Raw genomic sequence first — 19,113 nt, forward strand, 5'->3', positions numbered from 1 at the left:
AGGAGGAATTCTCTCGATGAAAGCATCACGTCTTGTCGTGGCCGCCGTTGTCACGGGCTCGTTGTGCCTGGCGGGCTGCGGCAAGGGCACGGGGAGCGGGCCGGGCCGGGAGAGCGGCGGTGACGAACGTACGATCAAGGCCTACGACATCAACCCGCAGCCGCGCGACAAGGTCAAGGACGGCGGGACGCTGCGGTGGGGCATCAACGAGTTCCCCGCGCAGTGGAACAGGAACCACGTCGACGGCAACCTGGCCATGGCCGCCGTGGTCAGCAACGCGCTGCTGCCCTCGCCGTTCCATTCCGACGAGAAGGCGGAGATCTCGGTCGACCGCAACTACGTGCTCGACGCCGAGGTGACCGCCCAGCGGCCCAAGCAGGTGGTCACGTACAAGCTGAACCCGAAGGCGAAGTGGTCCGACGGGAAGCCGATCACCTGGGCCGACTACGAGGCCCAGTGGCACGCGCTGAACGGGCGCAATCCGGCCTTCCACATCGCCTCGTCCACCGGCTACCAGGACATCGAGAAGGTGGCGCGGGGGAAGGACGACTTCGAGGTGGTGGTGACGTTCGACAAGCCGTTCGGGGACTGGCAGGCGCTGTTCGGGCCGCTGCTGCCCGCCGCCACCAACCGGACGCCCGAGGCCTTCGACAACGCCTGGCTGAACAAGATCCCGATGACGGCCGGGCCGTTCAGGTTCGGAGGGTTCGACCAGACGGCGAAGACGATCACGATCGTGCGGGACGACTCGTGGTGGGGGAACAGGGCGAAGCTCGACAAGATCATCTATCGGTCGTCGGAGCAGGACTCGCTGATCTCGGCGTTCAGCAACGGGGAGCTCGACCTCATCGACGTGGGGCCGTCGGCGCCCGACTACGCGCGGGCGAAGGGCACGCCTGGGGCGCAGGTGCGGCAGGCGGCTGGCCCCGATTTCCGGCATTTCACCTTTAACGGGTCCAGCGAGCTGCTCAAGGACCGCAACGTCCGGCAGGCCGTCCAGCTGGGCATCAGCCGCCAGGCCATCGCGCAGTCGGACCTCCAGGGCCTCGACTGGCCGATCGCCCTGCTGAACAACCACTTCTTCATGAACACCCAGGAGGGCTACCAGGACAACGCCGGGAAGCTCGGCGCGTACGACCCCGGTCAGGCGCGGCGGCTCCTGGACGCGGCCGGGTGGAAGCTGAGCGGCTCGTTCAGGCAGAAGAACGGCAAGGTCCTGGAGCTGCGGTTCGTGGTGCCGTCGGGGGTTCAGATCAGCAAGGCGGAGGGGGAGCTGGCGCAGACCATGCTCGCCCAGATCGGCGTGAAGCTGACCATTCAGGCCGTGCCGAGCGATGACTTCTTCACCAAGTACGTCATCCCCGGCAACTTCGACATCACGCCCTTCGCATACATCGGGACGCCTTTCCCGGTTTCCAGCAGTTTCGGGATTTATGCCAATTCCGCCGATGGCAAGACCTGGAACGCGAACTTCGGCCGTACCGGCTCGCCCGCCATCGACCAGGCCATGAACCGCGCCGCCCAGAGCCTCGACCCGGTGCGGGCGCGCGCGGCGGCCAACGAGGCGGATGCGCTGATCTGGCAGGAGGTCAACGTACTGCCGCTCTACCAGCGGCCGCAGAACGTCGCCGCCCGCCAGACGCTGGCCAACGTGGGGGCCCGCGGCTTCTACGACCTCCGCTACGAGGACATCGGCTTCACCGGCTGACCCGTTCGGAAGTGTCGGCGGCCGGGTGTAGAAGTGGACGCGTGACTACCAAGCTGACCTGGCCGCAGATCCTGGCCTGGCGCCTGCGCAGACAGTTCGTGAGCGAGCCGGACGCGCCCGACCCCGTGGCGGTGGCCCGGCGGCTGTGCGGCGTCCAGGCACAGGTCGCCTCCTCGGCCCAGCTCGCGGTGGCGGTCCGGAGCGACAAGCCCGACCCGGGCGGCATCGACCAGGCCCTGTGGAGCGACCGCACGCTGGTCAAGACGTGGATCATGCGGGGCACCCTCCACCTCCTCCCCGCCGACGAGCTGGCCGACTTCTGCGCGGCCCTGGGCACGTTGCGCTTCTGGGAGAAGGGCTCGTGGCAGCGCGGCCACGGGGTCACCGCCGACGAGATCGCGGCGATCATCGACGCGGTCCCCCGCGCCCTGCGCGACGGGGCGCCGGGCGGGCCGGCGCTGACCAGGGAGGAGCTCGTCGACGCCGTGGTGACGGTGACCGGGGACGCTCATCTGCGGGAGGCGCTCACGTCCGGCTGGGGTGCCCTGCTCAAGCCGCTGAGCCGCCTGGGCGAGCTCTGCTACGGCCCGCCCCGCGACGGCAGGGTCACCTTCACCTCCCCGCGCACCTGGCTCGCCGGATGGCCCGCCGCGCTGCCGCCGTACGAGGAGGCCGGGGTACGGGTGGCGCGCGCGTTCCTGGGGGCGCACGGGCCGGCGACGCCGGAGATGTTCGACACGTGGCTGTTCGGCGGCGTGGCGAAGAAGACGGTGCTGAAGGGATGGTTCCGCGACCTGGCACCCGAGCTGACCGAGGTGGAGACCGACGACGGCCGGACCCTGCTGGCCCTGACCGAGCACCTCGACGACCTCGCCGCCACCGGCCCGTCGGCCGAGGTCCACCTGTTGCCGGGCTTCGACCAGTACATCCTCGGCGCCCCGCGCGGCCTCGCCCCGCTGATCCCGCCGCCCCTCAAGCCCAAGGTGAGCCGTCAGGCGGGGTGGATCTCCCCCGTGGTCGTCCACGAGGGGCGGGTCGCGGGAGTCTGGGAGGCCAAGAACGGCCACATCACCGTCGACCTCGCCGCCCCCGTCCCCCCGGGCCCTCTTGAGGAGGCCATCACCCGCATCCGCACCCTGCTCCCGTAACCAGCCCGCGCCCGGGGGCGGGGTGGGTCAGCGGCCGGTGGTGGCCATGATGCGGTCGACGAGGCCCTGGCTGCCTTCCTCGCGCGCACAATGCGCGCAGCAGTACCAGTGCTCGCCCGACTGCACCCCGTGCCCGATGACCTTGGTGCCACAGTGCTCGCAGATGGGCGCCATCGCCTCGATCGCACACTGGAAGCAGTCGAAGGTGTGCACAGCTCCCTGCGCATGCACCTCGAACGCCATGTCGTAGTCATTTCCGCAGGTCTCGCAGACAGCCATGGTGATCCCTCCTACAGTCCATTCCGCCGGGGGGATACCCGGTTCTATGGCCTCTCTTCCTCAAAGGCCAACCAATTTCCCCAAATGTCCCTCGAAGTCGGTCAGGACCGGGCGAAGCGGGCCACCAACGGCAGGCCCAGGAGGCCGAGGAGGGCCAGGGCGGAGGGCAGGCCGAGCCATCCGCTCAGAGCCGCGACGAGCAGCGGGCTGATCACGAACCCCGCGTACGAGATCGTCGACACCCCCCACACCAGCGTTCCGCTCGGGTCGTCGGCGGCGGCCCGGCTGAGGAGGGCGGGCACCAGCGGGCCCAGCGCCAGCCCGGTCACCGCGAAGCCCGCCATTGAGGCGAGCACGGTGCCGCCCAGCCCCGCCAGGGCGATGCCCGCGCCGCCGCCCACCCCCGCCACCAGGTACAACGCCCGCAGCGGCACCCGAGGCAGCGCCTGCACGATGAGCCGCCCGGCCGTCAGCGCCGCCATGTAGACGGACGGCGCGGCGCTCGACACCAGGGGCGTGGCCCCACGGTGCTCCTCCAGCAGCAGCACCGACCACTGCTCGACCGAGTTCTCGATGACCAGGACGCAGGCGGCCAGCGCCCCCACCACGACCGCGGCGCCCCACAGCGCGCGCCTGTCCGGGCCGCCGGACGAGGCGGACGTTCCCTCGCCCGCGGGCAGCGCCAGCACTGTCAGGGACGTGGCGATCACGATCACGGCGATGATCACGATGACCGTGCCGACGCTCAGACCCAGGGATCGGGCCAGGCCGGTGGCGGGGGACGCCGCTATGACGGCGACCGGGAAGGCCGCGTGGACGGGCTGGAAGAGGCGGCGGCCGGTCTCGCGCTCGGCGCGCCCCGTGGCCAGGTTCAGGGCGATGTCGAGCGCCCCGCTGGTCGCCCCGACGAGCAGCAGCGACAGCGCGAGCTGCCAGGGTGTGGCCACCAGCCCGATCCCGGCCACGCTGAGCCCGAACAATGCCGTCGTCACCAGCAGGGCGGTCCGCTCGCGCCCCCGCACCAGCCGCCCGGCCAGCGCCATCGCGGGCAGGGCCCCCACGGGTACGGCGCTCAGCGCGAGTCCCAGGTCCCCCGCCGAGATGCCCAGCTCCACCTTGATGGCAGGCAGGAGGGCCGACCAGGAGCCCCAGAACACGGCCCAGGCCGCACACACCGCGATAAGCGGCATTTACCACAACCCCTTGATATTTCGGTCAAGGCACAGTAAAGATCGACGTTGTCCTTATTACCCCTGCCGAAGGGAAGCTCGTGCTCACCCGAACGGTCATCGCGACGGCCTTGGTCGCGGCCGGGATCGTCGCCACCCCCTCCTCCGCGTACGCGGCCACGGCCCGCTTCACCCCCGAGCGGGTCTGCGGCCCCGGCTTCCATCGTGTCAAGGACGGCCAGCGGGCGATGAAGACCCGCGAGGGCGCGGTGCTGGGACAGGTGTACCTGATGTACAACAAGCGGAGCGGCAAGAACTGCGTGACCGCCATCAAGAGCGCGTACACGGGCACGCGCACGGTCACCGGCGCCTACCTGGAGGTCAGGGGCGGCGGCCGGGCGGAAGACGTGCAGAAGTATCGCTTCTACGCCGAGACCGGCCACATCGACGGCAAGTGGAAGTGCGTGAAGTACGCCGGCTGGACCCGCGACCCGGACAACCGCGTCGAGGCCTGGGGCGGCCGCAAGACCTGGGGCAACTGCAAGGGCTGAGGTCCCTGGAGGGCGGCGTCCCGTCAGGGGCAGACGTTCTGGTACGGCACGCCGCCCAGGTACCGGGCCCACTCATCGGCCGACAGCGAACGCCCGGCCCGCGCGCACACCTCCTGCGCGACCCGTTCACTCCGCACGGGAATCGCGTGCAGGGCCTCGTCGGTCCCGGCGTGCAACGTCTCCCCGTCCGCACTGAACGCCAGCGACACCGGGCCGTCCCCCAGCCGGTAGGACCCGCCGAGCCGCCGCCTGGTCTCGACGTCCCAGAGCTGGAGCGCGCCTTTCTCCGTGACGGAGGCCAGGGTCCTGCCGTCGGGTGAGAAGGCCAGCAGGAGGAGTTCGTCGGCGGCCCGGGGCAGGGCGGGGCTCAGCCGGGTCGGCCCGTCCACCGACCACAGCCCGATCCGCCCGGTGGCCGCCTCGTTCACGGCCATGAGCCCGTTCCGGCTGAACTCGATCGCGTTCGTGGCCCCGAACCCGGCCCCCACCGGCTTGCCGGTGCGCAGGTCGACGAACCTGCCGCCGAGCAGCGACGCGTACGCCGTGCCGCCCGGGAGCAACGGCCCGCCCTGGTACCTGGTGTCGGCCGAGCTCAGCACGCGGCCGTCGGCGGCGTCGAGCACCACTTCCTTGGCCACCGGGTTCTGGGGGAACACGACGTTGGTCACCAGCCGCCGCCCGTCCCGGGTGAAGTGCACGTCGGTGACGGCGCCGGCCGGCTTGGACACCCGCGTCGACCAGAGCTTCGCGAGGGTCCGCACGTCCCAGAGCGCGATCGTGCCGTTGGCGTCCGAGACGGCCAGCCTCGTTCCGTGGAACTCCGCTGGTTCCCCGTCGTCATCGCCGACGGGAAGGCTGCCGGTCTCCTTGCCCGCGCGCACGTCCCAGATCCGAAGTCGCTTTCCGGCTTGGAGCGCCGCCCACCGGCCGTCCGGGCTGAGGAAGGCCGAGCCCGGCGTCTCCGTCGCATGCGTACGCGACCGCAGGTCCAGGCTGACGACGGCGTCGTCCACGACGTACCGCAGCGTCCTGCCGTCGGGGTCGAAGGCGACGTCGGCCAGCTCGCCCTCGGCGCGGTAGCCGAGTGCCGCCCGCCGGGTGCGCAGATCCCAGACCTGCACGTCTCTGCCGCGGTAGGCCGCGAGGTGGCGGCCGTCCGGGCTGAAGCGCAGCTTGCTTTCCGATCCGCAGACCTCGCAGGTCAGCGTCACGCCGAAGGCCCGGCCCGAGGCGACGTCCACGAGCGCGACCTCGGTCCCGTTGCCGCAGGCGAGCGTCCTGCCGTCCTGGCTGAACGCCGCCAGGTCGGGGTGCGTCACGCAGGCGCGGAAGGGCCGCTCGGCCCGCCAGCCCGGCAGCGAGCGCTGGTCGAAGCGGCCTCCGGGCAGCAGCAGGTGCCTGCCCGAGGGGTCCACGAGCGGATCGTTCACCGCCACCTCGCCGCGCTGTTCGAAGACGCCCTTGCCGAACCGCCTGCCGGTGGACACGTCGAGCAGGTAGTAGATCTCCTGCCTGGCGTACATCAGCGTGAGCGTGGTCTCGTACTCGCCGAACACGGCGGTGTATTCGCCTTCGAACGCCGGTGGAATGCGCCGTTCGAGGAGTTTCCTGCCGGTCTTCAGGTCCCAGACACCCAGCTCCTCCGTGGAGGTCTCGGCCAGCAGCCGGCCGCTGCGGCTCAGCGCGGGCGTGCCGATGATCGTCCCGTTCACCTTCATCTCGGGCCAGCTCGCCGTGCGCTCGTGGGTGCGCACGTCGTACACGTTGACCCCGCCCTCGCTGGCGCTGACCAGCGTGCGGCCGTCGCGGCTGAGCAGCCGCTCGGCCGAGCCCTTGACCGGCGGCTCGCGGAAGACGGCGGCCTCCTGCTGCTGCAGTGAGGCGATCAGGCTGGAGCGGGCCTCCGGCTGTGCCGGCGAGACCCGCCAGGCCGCCACGCTGAGCAGCATCGCCAGGGCCGGGTCGGCGGTACGCATGCGGTCGGCCTCGGCGGCCACCTGCTTGGCGGCCAGGATGTCGCGCTGGCGGGCGGTCTCCTGGCGCTGCCGGACCGCCAGCCCGCCGGCCACCAGCGCCACCACGAGCAGCAGGGCCAGCGTGACCGTGGTCAGCGTCCGGCGTCTGGCCCGGCGCCTGGTCAGGTCGGTGCCGGCGCGCAGGAAGTCGCGTTCGAGCGGGGTCAGCGTGACGTGACGGCGTCCGGTGGCGGCCCAGCTCAGCGCCTGTTCCAGGCGGCTGCCCTGGAACGCGTCGGCGTCGCGGCGGCCGTTGCCCGCCCAGTGCCGGGCCGCGGCGTTGACGGTGTTCAGCAGGGCCAGGCCGTCGCGGTCGGCGTCCACCCACATGCGCAGCCTCGGCCAGGCGCGCAGCAGGCCGGGGCGCGACAGCGCCACCGAGCCGTCCCCGTCGGCGATCACGTACGAGAACGCCTCCAGCACCCGCTTGACCGCCGCCGACTCGCGCTCGGACCGCCCGCCGAACAGCTCCTCGTACCCGGCCGTCCGCCCCTCCTCGTGCCCGTCCCCGTCCACGGCCACCAGTCGCAGGAACACCTCGGCTGCGACCTCCCGCTCCTCGGGAGCCAGCGACTCGTAGGCGTCCTCCGCGATCGTGCCGAGCGCGGGATCGGCGTGGCCGGGACCGTGCACGTCCCGGGCGGTCCGGCTGCCGGCCGCCAGCAGCCCCCTGATGTCGGAGCCGGTCCCGCTGACCAGCGCGAGCAGCAGGTCGTGGGCCGCGGGCCGGGCCGCCGGGTCCTTGTCGATGGCGGCTTCGACCAGCGCGGCCAGCCGCGGGGGCAGCGCGCTCAGGTCGGGCCGGTGCGAGAGCACCCGGTGCATGACGCCGCCCAGGTTCTCGGCGCCGAACGGCTCGTGCCCGGTCGCGGCGAACACCATGACCGCGCCCCACGCGAACACGTCGGCCGGAGCACCCGCCCGCTGCCCCGTGAACACCTCGGGCGCCATGTACGCCGGCGTGCCCGACACCTCGCCGGTCTTGGTGAGCGACATGTCGATCGTGCGCGCGATGCCAAAGTCGATCACGCGTGGGCCGTCGGGTCCGAGCAGCACGTTGTCCGGTTTGAGGTCGCGGTGCACGACCCCGGCGTCGTGGATCGCGGTCAGCGCCGTCGCCACCGCCGTGGCCAGCCGGTGCAGGTCGTCGCCGCCGAACCGGCGCCCGTCCCGCACGGCCGCGCCCAGGCTCGGCCCCGGCACGTACTCCGAGACCAGGTACGGCTTGCTCCCCTCCAGGTCGGTGGCCAGCACGCGAGCCGTGCAGAACGACGACACCCGCCCCGCCGCCATGGCCTCCTTGGCGAACCGGTCGCGGATCGCGCGGTCGCCGTTCGCGTGCAGCACCTTGACCGCGACCCGTCTGCCGCCGGCGTCGTAGGCGTCGTACACGACCCCCTGCCCGCCCGAGCCCAGCCGCCCCGCCAGCCAGTAATCCCCGATGCGCTGGGGATCCCCCGTTCTCAGCGCCTCCATGGCGGGTTAGATGGCACTTTCTTCGCGGAAGTTGTCACAACTGGGCGGCCCATCCCGTCCTCCTACAAACGAACTGAGGAGAGACACATGACCCAGCGGATCAACGTCGCACAGCAGGTTCCGCAGGCGTACCACCACTTCCTGGCCGTGGAGAAGCTGCTGCACGAGAGCGAGCTGCCGACCACCACCCTCGGGCTGATCAAGTTGCGCGCCAGCCAGATCAACGGCTGCGGCTACTGCGTGGACATGCACAGCCGCGACCTGAAGAAGGCCGGTGAGAGCGATGAGCGCCTCTGGTCGGTGGCCGCCTGGCGGGAGGCGACCGTCTACACGCCGGCCGAGCGGGCCGCGCTCGCGCTGGCTGAGGAGGCGACCAGGCTGGCCGACGGCGCGGGCGTGCCGGACGCGGTCTGGGAGGAGGCCGCGAAGAACTACAGCGAGAAGCAGCTGGGACTGCTCATCGTGGCGCTGGCCATGATCAACGCGTGGAACCGGATCGGTGTCACGGCCCGGCTCACGCCCGGAGCATGACATTCGTAGAAATGCATTGAGAGAGTCGGTGGTGGCCCGTTAGGTTGGCGCGCATGGCGGGTGGCAGGCGCCCGTCATGCCACCGGCCGGCGGCGCGGACACGCGCTTCCGAAGGGGGAGGCCATGAAACGCGTCAGAGTCACGAAGTCGACGACCAAGCGGCCCACGAAGCCGGCTCTGGAGCTGGACCTGCGGACCCCGGCGGGCCGCACACTCCCCTACTGACGTGCTCTCTTTACGCCGGATTTATCGGTCCTTCGGTAGATAACTAGATAACAAAGTCATCACGGGGGGCTCACGATGAAGAGGCTTGTGGTGGTGCCGCCACACATCGCCAGGCACAAGGTCCGCGAGATTCCTTCGGCCGACCGCCGCAAGCAGCCCGCCGATCCCAAGGTGATCGACCTGCGGGCCTACAGCGGCCGCAACGTCATCCGTTTCCCGGGCGGTCCGACCTCCGCCGCCTGAAACGCTTTGACAGCACCGTCGCCCGGCCCGGGGCCGGGCGACGGGCTCCGAGGTCAGCCGTAGAGGCGCTCGGCGTAGGTCTTGCCGTAGTAGCTCTCGAGCTGTTCGAGGCTTTCCTCCACTTTCTGCACGTCCTTGACGAGCCGCGCGTGGGAGGGCAGGACCTCGGGCTCCCAGCTGTCCGGCTTCCACAGCGAGGAGCGCAGGAACGCCTTGGCGCAGTGGAAGAAGATCTGCTCGATCTCCACCACGAGCGCGAGGTGCGGGCGGTGGCCCTTCACGATCATCTCGTCGAAGAACGGGGCCTCGCGGATGAGCCTGGCCCGGCCGTTGATGCGCAGGGTCTCGTTGCGGCCGGGGATCAGGAAGATGAGCCCGACGTGCGGGTTCGTCAGGACGTTGAGGAATCCGTCGGCCCTGCGGTTGCCCGGCCGGTCCGGGATGGCGATCGTGGTGTCGTCGATGACGTGGACGAACCCGGCGGGGTCACCCTTGGGCGAGACGTCGCAGGCGCCCGCGTCGTCCGACGTGGCGATCAGGCAGAACGGGGAGGCCGCCAGCCACTCCCGGTCACGCTCGTGCAGCCGTACGCGCTCCTTGGTCGCCGCCCTCGGCATGACCTCGCCGAGCAATTCGCGTAGCTCAGTCTCGGACCCGATCTCCACCCAGCTCATCTGCTCTCCCTTCGAGGGTTCACCCCATTTTGCCAGGGAGCGTCCGGGTCACCAGCGGCGGGCGTTCGCCATCATGCCCAGGTACGCGTCGCGTTCCACGGCGAAGCGGACCGGGTCCATGCCCTGGCGCTCGGCCCGCAGGTGCAGCATGGTCAGCTCGGTCGCCGCCTGCTGGTAGTCGCCCATGGCCCGGCCGAGCCCGGCGCCCCTGGCCCACTTGCGGGCCGCCTTGCGGCCGGACAGCGTGCTGAGCATCCTGACGTCGGCCTCCGTGATCAGCCCGGTCTGCTGGTAACCGGGCAGGTAGACGCCCATCCTGGTGACGAGCTGGCGGCGTTCGATGACGGTCACGGTGATCAGCAGGATGAGCGCCCCCATGATCACGAGGTACGCGGCGGCCACCCAGGCCAGGGAGCCCGTGGTGGCGGAGCCGTTCCAGAGGCCGTGCAGGAAGACCGCGCCCAGGTAGCCGAGCGGGATCGCGGCGAACCTGGCCGCGGTGCGCCTGGTCAGGGCGTAGGCGACACCGAGGCCGATCATGGAGGTGTAGATGGGGTGGCCGAGCGGGTCGATGAGGCCCCTGATCACAAACAGTTGCAGCGCCCCGCCGGCCCCGTCCTCGTTGTACGCGAGCAGGTAGTAGCCGACGTTCTCCACGGCCGCGAAGCCCAGGCCGGCCATGGAGGCGTACACGATGCCGTCGGTCAGCCCGTCGATCTCCCGCCGCCTGCGCAGGAGCAGCAGCAGCGCCGAGCCCTTGAGCGCCTCCTCGATCACGGGAGCCAGCAGGACGGTGCCCACGTCGTCGACGACCGCCTCGCCGAACCCGGCCCTGGTGAACAGCGCCTCCCCCACGAACGACAGCGCGATGCCCAGCACGATCGCCACCCCCGCGCCCCACGCGAAGGCGAACGCCAGGTTCAGCTTCGGCTCGGGCTCCAGCCTGTCGAGCGAGAGCACGGCCGCCAGCAGCACCGGCAGCGGCGCCACGCCCAGCAGCGCGGACAGCCCGAACCCCACGGGCCCGCCCGACAGCAGCATGACGGTCAGCACGATCAACGCCAGGGCGCTGGACACGACCAGGCCGATCAAGAGGGCCTTGCTGGGACGCTGGACTGGCATCGTGGTGCCTTTCTTTCGCTGGTCCGACCACTATGCTCGGCCCGCATCTACAGCCGCTTAACGGTCACTTGATTCGCGGTAATACGGATCCGCCACGACGGCCTCGCCGTCGGCGTAGGTGTACACCTCCCGACCGGAGACGAACACCCGCAGCGCCCGGCTCATGACGTCCAGCGGGTCCCCCGACCAGATCACGACGTCGCCGTCGAGCCCGGGACGGAGCGCGCCCACCCGGTCGTCGATCCCCATGATCCGGGCCGGGTTCAGGGTGATCGAGCGCAGCGCCTCGGCCGGGTCCAAGCCCTCCTTGACCGCCAGCGTGGCCTGGTGGACGAGGAAGTGGATCGGCACGACGGGATGGTCGGTGGTGATGGCCAGCCGCACGCCCGCCCGCGCCAGGATGCCCGGGTTGCGCAGCGAGCGCCGGCGCAGCTCGACCTTCGACCGGCTGGTGAAGAGGGGACCGATGATGACGGGGACGTCCCGGTCGGCCAGGGTGTCGGCCAGCAGGTGGCCGTCGGTGCCGTGGTTGATGATCAGCCGGTAGCCGAACTCGTCCGCCAGCCTGAGCGCGGTGGAGATGTCGTCGGCCCGGTGCGTGTGCTGGCACCAGGGCAGCTCGCCGTCCAGCACGCGGACCAGGATCTCCAGCGTGCCGTCCCGGTCGAACGGCTTGCCCTCGTCGGCGGCCGCCGCCCGCCTGGCCTTGTAGTCCTGTGCCTTCATGAACGCGTCCCGGATCACGGCGGCCACGCCCTGCCGGGTGGACGGCAGCTTCTTCTGGTCGCCGTACACGCGCTTGGGGTTCTCACCCAGCGCGCTCTTGACGCTGGCCGGCTCCTTGACCAGCATCTCGTCCACGGACCTGCCCCAGCACTTGATCGCGACCGTCTGGCCGCCGATCGGGTTGCCGGAGCCCGGCTTGATCACCGCGGTCGTCACGCCGCCGGACAGCGCGTCGGCGAAGGCCAGGTCGGCGGGGTTGATGGCGTCGAGGGCGCGCAGGCGGGCGCCGTTCGGGTCGGTCATCTCGTTGGTGTCCTGACCGGCCCAGCCCTCGGCCTCCTCGTACACGCCGAGGTGCCCGTGAGCCTCGACGAAGCCGGGCAGCACCCAGCCGCCTGCGGCGTCCACGACGGGGGTCCCCTCGGGCACGGCCACGTCCCGGCCGACGGCGGTGATCTTCCCGTCCTGGACGAGTACGGTGCCGCCGTCGATGGGGTCGCCGTCGATCGGCACAACGTATCCGCTGGTAATAGCAAAATTCATGACTCGTAACCTACCGGTGGGCGGATCGCCGAGCCCGTACGCATCGGGTCCTCCGGGGCCAGGTGACATGGGGATAGGCTGATATTTCAGGATTTGCACGAGGGAGAGGATGCATGTCGCAAACGTACGGGCCAGGCGCGGGCCCGGCCCCCCAGTCCCTTGGCGACGAGGAGCTCTCGCAGTTGCTGGCCGGCCAGCGCTTCGGCGCGCTGGCGACGAACAAGAGCAGCGGCCACCCTCACCTGTCCACCGTCCTGTACACCTGGGACCCCGACCAGCGCGTGGTGCGGATCTCCACGATCGCCGACCGGCTCAAGGTCCGCCAGCTCCACAAGGACCCGCGCTGCGCCCTCTACGTGGCCAGCGACGACTTCTGGTCCTACGCCGTCGCCGAGGGCCAGGCGGAGCTGTCGCCGGTGAGCGCCGAGCCGGGCGACGAGGTGGGCATGGAGCTCCTCGCCATGCAGCAGCACATGGACGACCCGTACGCCTTCCTGCGGCAGATGGTCGAGGACCGGCGGCTGGTGATCAGGATCCGCGTCTCGCGTTTGTACGGGACCGTGCTGCCCGTTTCGTGACGACGGCGCGGTGGCGGTTGTAGGCCACCGACGCGATCACGACGAGGACGAGCCCCAGGTCGATGCCCGCCGACCAGCGCATGGCAGTGACGTGGTGCCCCCCTTCCGCCGCCGCGAAGAAGACCGCGCCGATCACCGCCACGCCGCCCGCGCCCGCGAACTGCTGCGCCGTGCTGAGGATGCCCGACCCGATGCCGGCCTGGTGCGGGGTGACCTCCACCAGCGCCGCGCCGATGAGCTGCGGCAGGACCAGCCCGTTGCCCGAGCCGACGAGCATGAGCGCGGCCATGATGTACGGCAGGCCCAGCCCGGCCCCGACCACCATCAGGGCCAGTCCGAGCCCGATGATCACGCCGCCGATCACGACGACGATCAGCCCGTACCTTCTGACCAGTCGCGTCCCCAGGATCGACGTGACCGAGAACAGCACCCCCATCGGTGCGAACGCCAGCCCCGCCTGGAAGGCCGTCAGCCCCAGCCCGCCCTGCAGCAGCAGCGTCAGCGTGAACATGAACGAGGCGAAGTACGCCATGAACGCGACGATCGAGCCCACACCCGCCAGGTAGGAGTGGACCTTGAGCAGCGCCAGGTCGAGCACCGGCTGCCCGCCGCGCGCCCCGAGCGCCTGCTGCCACCGCCAGGTCAGCACGAACACGGGCACCGCGGCCCCCATGCTGATCCACGTCCAGACGGGCCAGCCCAGGCTGTTGCCCAGGCCGAGCGGCACCAGCACCAGAGCCAGCCCGACGGCCAGGCCCGCCGCGCCCGGCACGTCGAGCCTGGCCTGCCGGGCGGTCTCGACCTCGGGCAGCAGCCAGATGGCCAGCGGCACCACGATCAGGCCGACGGGCAGGTTGATCAGGAAGATGACCCGCCAGCCGAGCCCCAGCGTGTCGGCGGTCAGCAGCAGGCCGCCGAGCACCTGGCCCGCGATCGAGCCCAGGCCGCCCGCGACGCCGTACCAGCCGAGGGCGTGCGCCCGCTCCGACGGCGAGTAGGCCGCGGAGATCGTGGCCAGCACCTGCGGCACCATCGCCGCGCCCGCCAGGCCCTGGAGCAGGCGGGCGGCCACGAGCTGGACCGGGTTGACGGCCATCCCGCACAGCACGGACGCGATCGTGAACGCGACCACGCCCCAGATGAACAGTCGCCGGTAGCCGTAGCGGTCGCCGAGCCGGCCTCCAGTGATCATGCCGGCCGCGTAGGTGAAGGCGTACCCGCCCACGATCAGCTCGAGGGCGGCCGGGCCCGCGTGCAGGTCCCGTTCGATGGAAGGAGCGGCCACGTTGACCACGAAGAAGTCGAACTGGGCCATGAACCAGGCCGCCAGGAGTACGGCCAGCATCCCACCATGCTTCACGACATTCAGGCTAGAACTCCATGATTCGCTCCTCCGGCACGGGGGTCGCGTGTCGAATGCTCATCGGTCGGGCACCGGGCCGTTACTCTGCCATCAACCTGCAGTCATGAGATCTTGTCACCGTCGAGTCGACTGTCTCTCCCCACCCGAGGAGACCCATGTTCAGGCGACTCGCCGTCATGATCGCGATCTCGTCCACCCTCCTGACGACCCCTGCCGAGGCGGCCACCGCCGTCGTCAACGTCGCGCACCGGGGCGCCTCCGCGTACGCGCCCGAGAACACCATCGCCGCCTTCGAGCTGGCCGACAAGCAGCGGGCCGACGTGTTCGAGCTCGACGTCCAGGAGACCAAGGACCACGAACTGGTCCTGATGCACGACACGACCCTGGCCCGCACCACCGACGTCGAGCGGGTCTTCCCCGGTCATGCGCCGTGGCGCGTCGGAGATCTCACGCTCGACCAGATCCGCAAGCTGGACGCCGGCTCGTGGTTCTCCGACGAGTACGAGGACGAGCGGGTGCCCACGCTCGACGAGACGCTCAGCGAGATGAGCGGCTCGGGGCTGGACCTGCTGCTGGAGATCAAGGCTCCGGAGCTCTACCCCGGCATCGAGGCCCGCGTGGCCGCGGAGCTGCGCCGCCATCCCGGCTGGCTGGCGGAGGGGCGGCTGGTGGTGCAGTCGTTCAGCTGGGCATCGATGCGGACCTTCCACCGCCTGCTGCCCGACGTGCCGATCGGGCTGCTCGGCACGCCGTCCAGCGCCGACCTGCCGGGGCTGGCCAAGTTCGCCGACCAGATCAACCCGCCGTACACCTCGTTGTCGGCCTCGTACGTACGGCGCGTGCACGCCCTCGGCATGCAGGTGCTCGCCTGGACGGTGGACAACCCGGACACCATGCGGCGGATGCTGGACTACCAGGTGGACGGCATCATCACCAACAAGCCGGACGTCCTGGACGAGCTACTGAGCGGCTGAGACGGCGAGCACGGCCTGCGCGAGCGCTCCCAGGACCGCATCCACCCCTGTGAAGCGGTCCCCCACTGAGACACTTGGCCCGGTCATCGACCGGCCTCCCCCACGCCCAGCGCGCAGGCTTCCCTCACGCCCAGCGCACAGGCCGAGGACGATCACGTACCCACCGAACAAAGTCGGCAGCACAGGCGACGAGCCCAAGCCACTCACGACGGCCCCACTTCTCGCAGCCGGCCGAATCCGCTCACGGCGAGCCGCACCGGGCCCCTTCCTCAGACGGCGGGGCGCAGCACCCTCACGATGGCCCCGCGCTCAGGCGGCGAGCCGAATTCCCTCGGGAGGACCCGCGCCGGGACCCACCCCCGAGACGACGAGGCGGAGGCGAGCCGAATCCGCTCGCCCCCGCCCCGGTCAACCGATCTCGCGACTAGCTGCAGCCGCTGGTGGAGCCGCAGCCCTCACAGACGTAGCAGCTCCCCGCCGGCCGCATCTTGGTGCCGCAGGTCATGCAGAGCGGCGCGTCGGCCGTGAAGCGCTGGTGGCTCTCCAGCGTCAGCTCCTTGACCGCCGGCGACTGCTCGGCGACCTCCGCCTTCGGCTTCTCCTCGATGGGCGCCGACTGGGCCAGCGCCTCGCGGTCCACCGTCTCCTGCAGCGCCGCCGGGTCCTCGCCGCGCTGCTGCGCGGCGCGCTCGGCCGCCGAGAAGATGCCCAGGGCCGCCCGCTCGTCGTAGGGCAGGTGGTCGAGGGCCAGGCGGCGGAAGATGTAGTCCATCACCGACGTCGCCATCCGGATGTCCGGGTCGTCCGTCATCCCGGCCGGCTCGAACCGCATGTTGACGAACTTGCTCATGTACGTCTCGAGCGGCACGCCGTACTGCAGGCCGATGGAGATCGCGACGGAGAAGGCGTCCATGACGCCCGCCAGCGTCGAGCCCTGCTTGGACATCTTGAGGAAGACCTCGCCGAGCCCGTCGTCAGGGTAGGACGAAGCGGTCATGTAGCCCTTGGCACCGCCCACCGTGAAGCGGGTGGTCATGCTCGGCCGCTGGTTGGGCATGCGCCGCCGGGTCGGCCGGTTGACCTCGATGACCTTGACCTCGGGCTCCGCCTTGGCGGCCTCGTCCTTCTTGGCGGCCTCGTCCTTCTTGGCGCCGTTGCCGGCCGACAGCGGCTGGCCGACCTTGCAGTTGTCGCGGTAGACGGCCAGGGCCTTGAGCCCCAGCTTCCAGCCCTCCTGGTAGACCTGCTCGATGTCGTCGATCGTGGCCGACTCGGGCAGGTTGACCGTCTTGGAGATGGCCCCCGACAGGAACGGCTGCGTGGCCGCCATCATGCGCACGTGGCCCATCGGCGCGATCGCCCGCTCGCCCATCGCGCAGTCGAACACCTCGTAGTGCTCCTGGCGCAGGCCGGGCGCGTCGACGACGTGGCTGTGCTCGCCGATGTACTCGACGATGGCCTCGATCTGCTCCTGCTGGTAGCCGAGCTGCTTGAGCGCCCGCGGGATCGTCTGGTTGACGATCTGCATGGAGCCGCCGCCGACGAGCTTCTTGAACTTGACCAGCGCCAGGTCCGGCTCGATGCCGGTGGTGTCGCAGTCCATCATCAGGCCGATGGTGCCCGTGGGGGCCAGCAGGCTGGCCTGGGCGTTGCGGTAGCCGTTCTTCTCGCCGAGCTTGAGGCACTCCGACCACTGGCGGGACGCCTCGGAGTGGATCTTCGCGTCCATGGAGCCGACGGTGCGCAGGTCGTCGTTGGCCGCCGCGTGCTTGCGCATGACGCGCTTGTGCGGCTCCGCGTTCCGGGCATATCCGTCGTACGGGCCGACCACCGCGGCCAGCTCGGCACTGCGGCGGTAGGACACGCCGGTCATCAGCGACGTGATCGCCCCCGCCACGGCGCGGCCGCCGTCGGAGTCGTAGGCGTGGCCCGTGGCCATGAGCAGCGCGCCGAGGTTGGCGTAGCCGATGCCGAGCTGACGGTACGCCCGCGAGGTCTCGCCGATCTTCTCGGTCGGGAAGTCCGCGAACGTGATCGAGATGTCCATCGCGGTGATGATCAGCTCGGTCAGCTTGACGAAGTTGGGGACGTCGAAGGAGTTGTCGTCCTTCAGGAACTTCAGCAGGTTGATGCTGGCCAGGTTGCAGGAGGAGTTGTCCAGGTGGACGTACTCGGAGCACGGGTTGCTGGCCGTGATCCGCCCCGTCTCGGGGGTGGTGTGCCAGTCGTTGATCGTGTCGTCGTACTGCACGCCCGGGTCGGCGCACTCCCAGGCGGCCTTGGCCATCTTGCGGAACAGCTCCCGGGCGTCGACCGTCTCGATGACCTCGCCGGTCAGGCGGGCACGCAGGCCGAACTTCTCGCCCTTGTCCACCGCGCGCATGAACTCGTCGGAGACGCGCACGGAGTTGTTGGCGTTCTGGTACTGGACGGAGACGATGTCCTTGCCGCCCAGGTCCATGTCGAAACCGGCGTCACGCAGCGCGCGGACCTTGTCCTCTTCGCGCGCCTTGGTCTCGATGAACTCCTCGATGTCGGGGTGATCGACGTCGAGGACGACCATCTTGGCCGCCCGGCGGGTGGCGCCGCCGGACTTGATCGTCCCCGCGGACGCGTCGGCGCCGCGCATGAAGCTCACCGGGCCGCTGGCCGTGCCGCCGCTCGACAGCAGCTCCTTCGAGGAACGGATGCGAGACAGGTTGACACCCGAGCCCGAGCCGCCCTTGAAGATCACACCCTCTTCCTTGTACCACTCGAGGATCGACTCCATCTGGTCGTCCACCGAGAGGATGAAGCAGGCGCTCACCTGCTGGGGCGACTTGGTGCCCACGTTGAACCAGACCGGCGAGTTGAACGCGAACACCTGGTGCGCCAGCGCGTGCTTGAGCTCGTGATCGAAGATCTCGGCGTCCTCGTCACTGGCGAAGTAGCCGTGCTCGATGCCCGTCTTGGTGTAGACGCCGACGACCCGGTCGATCAGCTGCTTCAGACTCCACTCGCGCTGCGGGGTGCCCACGGCGCCGCGGAAGTACTTGGTCGTCACGATGTTGGCCGCGTTGACCGACCAGAACTCGGGAAACTCGACGCCCCGCTGCTCAAAATTGATCGAGCCGTCGCGCCAGTTCGTCATGACGACGTCGCGGCGCTCCCACTGGATCTCGTCATACGGGTGCACGCCGGGCTTGGTGAAGATCCGCTTCATCTTCAGCCCCTTACGCGGACGCTTCCCCCCGCGCGCGACTGAACCGCTGGCCGTCTCCGTCATGACTCCCCCTTCTCCGCCTTCAACTGTGAGATCTCGGCCTCGAAGTCCGCCAGGCTCTCGAAACCGCGATATACCGATGCGAACCGCAGGTAGGCCACCTCGTCGAGGTCCCGCAACGGGCCCAGGATGGCCAACCCCACCTCGTTGGAGGGGATCTCGGCCGCGCCCTTGGCCCTGATGGCCTCCTCCACCCGTTGCCCGAGCTGCGCCAGCGAATCCTCGCCCACCGGTCTGCCCTGACAGGCGCGCCGCACGCCCGCGACGACCTTGTCCCTCGAGAACGGCTCTGTCACTCCGCTGCGCTTGCTCACCATCAGCAGTACGGTCTCCTGCGTGGTGAACCTGCGCCCGCACTCGGGACAGGTGCGGCGTCGCCTGATGGCCGCGCCGTCATCCGTGGAGCGGCTGTCGATGACCCTCGTGTCAGGGTGGCGACAGAACGGACAGTGCACGCTTTCGCCTCCTAGACCTACGGCCACCACACGCCGCGAAACCGCCGTCGAGGGACGCTCGCGCACGCTCC

General features: G+C 70.2%; 16 protein-coding genes. 7 read left to right on the forward strand and 9 right to left on the reverse strand.

All coding sequences use genetic code 11. From position 1 onward, the window contains the following. Positions 1-16: 16 nt before the first annotated feature. Both AB0J87_RS17490 and AB0J87_RS17495 read left to right on the forward strand, forming a co-directional pair. Positions 17-1,708: an ABC transporter family substrate-binding protein gene (locus AB0J87_RS17490; RefSeq protein ID WP_363966274.1), complete on the forward strand. Its 1,692-nt coding sequence runs from the start codon at positions 17-19 to the stop codon at positions 1,706-1,708. Positions 1,709-1,749: 41 nt separating this feature from the next. Then, the gene (locus AB0J87_RS17495; protein WP_363966276.1) at positions 1,750-2,856 is read left to right on the forward strand and encodes a winged helix DNA-binding domain-containing protein; all 1,107 of its coding nucleotides are present in this window, start codon (positions 1,750-1,752) and stop codon (positions 2,854-2,856) included. Positions 2,857-2,883: 27 nt separating this feature from the next. Here the strand turns inward: AB0J87_RS17495 and AB0J87_RS17500 are convergent, their stop codons facing one another. Further along, positions 2,884-3,135: a hypothetical protein gene (locus AB0J87_RS17500; RefSeq protein ID WP_350739188.1), complete on the reverse strand. Its 252-nt coding sequence runs from the start codon at positions 3,133-3,135 to the stop codon at positions 2,884-2,886. Between the two features lie 101 nt (positions 3,136-3,236). Then, positions 3,237-4,325 (reverse strand): MFS transporter, encoded by a 1,089-nt coding sequence (locus AB0J87_RS17505; protein ID WP_363966278.1) that lies wholly within the window; start codon positions 4,323-4,325, stop codon positions 3,237-3,239. Positions 4,326-4,405: 80 nt separating this feature from the next. Between AB0J87_RS17505 and AB0J87_RS17510 the strand changes: the two genes are divergently transcribed. Next, positions 4,406-4,855, forward strand: coding sequence for a hypothetical protein (locus AB0J87_RS17510; RefSeq protein WP_350739193.1), 450 nt, complete (start codon positions 4,406-4,408; stop codon positions 4,853-4,855). Positions 4,856-4,878: 23 nt separating this feature from the next. Here the strand turns inward: AB0J87_RS17510 and AB0J87_RS17515 are convergent, their stop codons facing one another. After that, on the reverse strand, positions 4,879-8,346 hold the full coding sequence (locus AB0J87_RS17515; protein WP_363966280.1) for a WD40 repeat domain-containing serine/threonine protein kinase: 3,468 nt from the start codon (positions 8,344-8,346) through the stop codon (positions 4,879-4,881). Positions 8,347-8,433: 87 nt separating this feature from the next. Between AB0J87_RS17515 and AB0J87_RS17520 the strand changes: the two genes are divergently transcribed. Both AB0J87_RS17520 and AB0J87_RS17525 read left to right on the forward strand, forming a co-directional pair. Beyond that, positions 8,434-8,877 carry a carboxymuconolactone decarboxylase family protein gene (locus AB0J87_RS17520; protein WP_363966282.1) on the forward strand — a complete coding sequence of 148 codons (444 nt, stop codon included), beginning with the start codon at positions 8,434-8,436 and terminating at the stop codon, positions 8,875-8,877. A gap of 300 nt (positions 8,878-9,177) precedes the next feature. Continuing rightward, positions 9,178-9,345, forward strand: a complete 168-nt coding sequence (locus tag AB0J87_RS17525; RefSeq protein ID WP_350739201.1) for a hypothetical protein — start codon at positions 9,178-9,180, stop codon at positions 9,343-9,345. Between the two features lie 53 nt (positions 9,346-9,398). Here AB0J87_RS17525 and AB0J87_RS17530 read toward each other — a convergent pair whose 3' ends face one another. The 3 genes from AB0J87_RS17530 to AB0J87_RS17540 are packed head-to-tail and all read right to left on the reverse strand — an operon-like array spanning position 9,399 to position 12,410. Further along, positions 9,399-10,019 (reverse strand): pyridoxamine 5'-phosphate oxidase family protein, encoded by a 621-nt coding sequence (locus AB0J87_RS17530; protein WP_350739204.1) that lies wholly within the window; start codon positions 10,017-10,019, stop codon positions 9,399-9,401. Positions 10,020-10,067: 48 nt separating this feature from the next. Continuing rightward, positions 10,068-11,141 carry a PrsW family intramembrane metalloprotease gene (locus tag AB0J87_RS17535; protein ID WP_363966284.1) on the reverse strand — a complete coding sequence of 358 codons (1,074 nt, stop codon included), beginning with the start codon at positions 11,139-11,141 and terminating at the stop codon, positions 10,068-10,070. 57 nt (positions 11,142-11,198) lie between these two features. Next, positions 11,199-12,410: an amidohydrolase gene (locus AB0J87_RS17540; protein ID WP_350739210.1), complete on the reverse strand. Its 1,212-nt coding sequence runs from the start codon at positions 12,408-12,410 to the stop codon at positions 11,199-11,201. A gap of 113 nt (positions 12,411-12,523) precedes the next feature. Here AB0J87_RS17540 and AB0J87_RS17545 point away from each other — a divergent pair, with 113 nt between their 5' ends. Further along, positions 12,524-12,988, forward strand: coding sequence for a PPOX class F420-dependent oxidoreductase (locus tag AB0J87_RS17545; RefSeq protein WP_363966286.1), 465 nt, complete (start codon positions 12,524-12,526; stop codon positions 12,986-12,988). On the opposite strand, the gene AB0J87_RS17550 is transcribed toward AB0J87_RS17545, so the two are convergent. Next, complete coding sequence (locus AB0J87_RS17550; RefSeq protein WP_363966288.1) at positions 12,939-14,348, reverse strand: MFS transporter; 1,410 nt, start codon at positions 14,346-14,348, stop codon at positions 12,939-12,941. The genes AB0J87_RS17545 and AB0J87_RS17550 overlap by 50 nt on opposite strands. Positions 14,349-14,506: 158 nt before the next feature. On the opposite strand from AB0J87_RS17550, the gene AB0J87_RS17555 reads away from it, so the two are divergent. Beyond that, a complete protein-coding gene (locus AB0J87_RS17555) occupies positions 14,507-15,325 on the forward strand; it encodes a glycerophosphodiester phosphodiesterase family protein (RefSeq protein WP_363966290.1) in 819 nt (272 codons plus the stop codon). A gap of 424 nt (positions 15,326-15,749) precedes the next feature. Here AB0J87_RS17555 and AB0J87_RS17560 read toward each other — a convergent pair whose 3' ends face one another. Both AB0J87_RS17560 and nrdR read right to left on the reverse strand, forming a co-directional pair. Next, positions 15,750-18,590 carry a vitamin B12-dependent ribonucleotide reductase gene (locus AB0J87_RS17560; protein ID WP_350739220.1) on the reverse strand — a complete coding sequence of 947 codons (2,841 nt, stop codon included), beginning with the start codon at positions 18,588-18,590 and terminating at the stop codon, positions 15,750-15,752. After that, positions 18,587-19,042: a transcriptional regulator NrdR gene (nrdR, locus tag AB0J87_RS17565; protein ID WP_185078046.1), complete on the reverse strand. Its 456-nt coding sequence runs from the start codon at positions 19,040-19,042 to the stop codon at positions 18,587-18,589. Before nrdR ends, AB0J87_RS17560 begins: the two co-directional genes overlap by 4 nt. Positions 19,043-19,113 lie beyond the last annotated feature (71 nt).

This window comes from Nonomuraea sp. NPDC049625, from assembly GCF_040675285.1.
Taxonomy (GTDB): domain Bacteria; phylum Actinomycetota; class Actinomycetes; order Streptosporangiales; family Streptosporangiaceae; genus Nonomuraea; species Nonomuraea angiospora_A.